Raw genomic sequence first — 3,102 nt, 5'->3', positions numbered from 1 at the left:
GGTTGCCGTGGGGCTGATTATCAAGTGGTTCGACTGGCTTTACCTGCGCGGCAACGAAGAGACCAACCGCTATAAAGCCGCCATTTTGCACAGTTTCTGCTTTGGTGCCATTTTCAATATGATCGTTCTGGCGCGCGAAGGGCTGGACTCGTTCGTTTCGCGCGTGGTGTTCTTCATGGTCGTTTTCGGCCTCTGCCTGTTGCTGGCCAAACTGTTGTACTGGCTGTTTGACAGCGCAGGGCTTGTGCACAAGCGCGAGCGGCAGGGCAGCACAACGCTGTCGCAAGTCTGAGTAAGGATAGTAATGACTGATAAAATTTCTGCACCGCGCTATGCGCTACGTGGCCTGCAGCTTATTGGCTGGCGCGACATGCAGCACGCGCTGGACTTTCTGTTCGCCGACGGCCAGATGAAATCCGGTACGCTGGTGGCCATCAACGCGGAAAAAATGCTGGCGGTTGAGGATAATGCGGAAGTCAAAAGCCTGATTGAAGCGGCTGAATTTAAATACGCGGACGGGATCAGCGTAGTCCGCTCTATCCGTAAAAAGTATCCTGACGCTAATGTATCCCGCGTGGCGGGGGCCGATCTCTGGGAGCAGCTTATGGCCCGCGCAGGTGCGCAGGGTACGCCCGTGTTCCTGATTGGCGGGAAGCCGGAGATACTGGCCCAGACGGAGGAGAAACTGCGTCGTCAATGGAATGTTAATATCGTCGGCAGCCAGGATGGTTACTTCAAACCGGAAGATCGACAGGCTTTGTTTGAGCGCGTTCGTGACAGCGGGGCGAAAATTGTCACCGTGGCGATGGGCTCCCCGCGTCAGGAGATCCTGATGCGTGACTGCCGTCTGGTCTGTCCTGATGCCCTCTACATGGGCGTCGGCGGCACGTACGACGTCTTTACCGGCCACGTTAAGCGTGCGCCAAAGGTCTGGCAAAATCTGGGGCTGGAGTGGCTTTACCGCCTGCTATCGCAACCGACGCGCATTAAACGTCAGATCCGTCTGCTTCGCTACCTCGCCTGGCATTACACCGGGAAAATGTAATCAAAATGTAGCGCGATATGCTATTCGCGCTGCAACTCGCCTGCAAAACTGCTGATAATCTGTGCAATGCATTCATTTTTTTAATGCATCGTTTGCCATTTGGCAGATTTTAGGAAACCATTCGCTCCGTATTTTAGTACCCCTAAAAAACAATACCCGGTATTAAGCCGGGAAACAGCAAACACAATCGAGGATCTATGGCAGAGAAACAACCGGAGCTACAGCGTGGGCTGGAAGCTCGTCATATTGAACTGATAGCGCTGGGCGGCACTATCGGCGTGGGCCTGTTTATGGGCTCCGCAAGCACGCTCAAATGGGCAGGCCCTTCCGTATTACTGGCGTATATTATCGCCGGGCTGTTTGTTTTCTTCATTATGCGTTCCATGGGCGAAATGCTCTTCCTGGAGCCGGTAACCGGCTCTTTCGCCGTTTACGCGCATCGCTATATGAGCCCCTTCTTCGGATACCTTACGGCCTGGTCTTACTGGTTTATGTGGATGGCGGTGGGCATCTCAGAGATCACCGCGATAGGGGTCTACGTCCAGTTCTGGTTCCCAGACATGGCCCAGTGGATACCCGCGCTCATTGCCGTGGGGCTGGTGGCGCTGGCAAACTTGGCAGCCGTGCGCCTTTACGGTGAAATTGAGTTCTGGTTCGCAATGATCAAAGTCACCACGATTATCGTGATGATTGTCGTCGGCCTGGGCGTGATTTTCTTCGGCTTTGGCAACGGTGGACACGCTATCGGCTTTGGCAACCTGACCGAAAACGGCGGCTTCTTTGCCGGCGGCTGGAAGGGCTTCCTGACGGCGCTGTGTATCGTTGTGGCCTCGTATCAGGGCGTCGAGCTGATCGGTATTACCGCCGGTGAAGCGAAAAACCCGCAGGTCACGCTGCGTAGCGCGGTGGGCAAAGTGCTGTGGCGCATCCTGATTTTCTATGTGGGCGCGATCTTCGTAATCGTGACCATCTTCCCGTGGAACGAAATTGGCACGACGGGTAGCCCGTTTGTTTTAACCTTCGCCAAAATTGGTATCACGGCGGCGGCGGGTATCATCAACTTTGTGGTCCTGACGGCAGCGCTGTCAGGTTGTAACAGCGGGATGTACAGCTGCGGGCGTATGCTCTATGCGCTTTCGAAGAATAACCAGCTGCCTGCGGCGATGAGTAAAGTCTCACGTGCCGGCGTACCGGTGGCGGGTGTGGCGGTCTCCATTGTAATCCTGCTGATTGGTTCTTGCCTGAATTACATCATTCCTAACCCGCAGCGCGTGTTCGTTTACGTCTACAGCGCCAGCGTACTGCCGGGCATGGTGCCGTGGTTTGTTATCCTCATCAGCCAGCTACGTTTCCGCCATGCGCATAAAAAAGCGATCGAAAGCCATCCGTTCCGCTCAATTCTGTTCCCCTATGCGAACTATTTGACGATGGCGTTCCTGATTTGCGTATTAATCGGCATGTACTTTAATGAAGATACCCGCATGTCGCTGTTTGTCGGGATGATCTTCCTGGCGGCTGTGACGGCCGCATATAAGCTTTTTGGCCTGGGTCGCCGCGGCACTACGCAGAAAGTGGAGGAATAAGCGGCAAAATGTGCAAACCATAACCAAACGCGCATTTTTTTCAAAAAAGCACTAGACAGCGGGGACGGAGGTACGTAATATCCAGCCCCGCAACGGCGCTAAGCGCCCGTAGCTCAGCTGGATAGAGCGCTGCCCTCCGGAGGCAGAGGTCTCAGGTTCGAATCCTGTCGGGCGCGCCATTTTAGTCCCGGCGCTAGAGCTGCGGTGGTCTGAGAAGTAGTCAGTACCGCGTGAAAGAATACAGTGGTGGCTATAGCTCAGTTGGTAGAGCCCTGGATTGTGATTCCAGTTGTCGTGGGTTCGAATCCCATTAGCCACCCCATTATTTGAAAGAGTTGTGAATTGCGAAGGTGGCGGAATTGGTAGACGCGCTAGCTTCAGGTGTTAGTGTCCTTTGGATGTGGGGGTTCGAGTCCCCCCCCTCGCACCACGACTTTTTAAATGAATTGAACTAAAAATTCAAAAAGCAGTACA

At 54.3% G+C, this 3,102-nt stretch carries 3 protein-coding genes and 3 tRNA genes; all 6 read left to right on the top strand.

The annotated features are described in order from the left end of the window. Window positions 1-292: WzyE family oligosaccharide polymerase (locus DEO48_RS23895; protein WP_181367051.1), on the top strand; the 292-nt coding region annotated here is incomplete at its 5' end. Between the two features lie 12 nt (window positions 293-304). Continuing rightward, window positions 305-1,045 (top strand): lipopolysaccharide N-acetylmannosaminouronosyltransferase, encoded by a 741-nt coding sequence (gene wecG, locus DEO48_RS23890; RefSeq protein ID WP_029739560.1) that lies wholly within the window; start codon window positions 305-307, stop codon window positions 1,043-1,045. A gap of 197 nt (window positions 1,046-1,242) precedes the next feature. Further along, complete coding sequence (locus tag DEO48_RS23885) at window positions 1,243-2,628, top strand: amino acid permease (protein ID WP_109846488.1); 1,386 nt, start codon at window positions 1,243-1,245, stop codon at window positions 2,626-2,628. A gap of 102 nt (window positions 2,629-2,730) precedes the next feature. Then, window positions 2,731-2,807: transfer RNA gene (locus DEO48_RS23880), tRNA-Arg, on the top strand. Window positions 2,808-2,874: 67 nt separating this feature from the next. Continuing rightward, a tRNA-His gene (locus DEO48_RS23875) sits at window positions 2,875-2,950 on the top strand. 22 nt (window positions 2,951-2,972) lie between these two features. Next, a tRNA-Leu gene (locus DEO48_RS23870) sits at window positions 2,973-3,058 on the top strand. The last annotated feature ends 44 nt before the right edge of the window (window positions 3,059-3,102 follow it).

This window comes from Enterobacter sp. CGMCC 5087 (assembly GCF_003144775.1).
Classification (GTDB): domain Bacteria; phylum Pseudomonadota; class Gammaproteobacteria; order Enterobacterales; family Enterobacteriaceae; genus Enterobacter; species Enterobacter cloacae_M.
The sequence above is the reverse complement of the archived record's forward strand: the minus strand, read 5'-3'. Positions and strand labels throughout refer to the sequence as shown.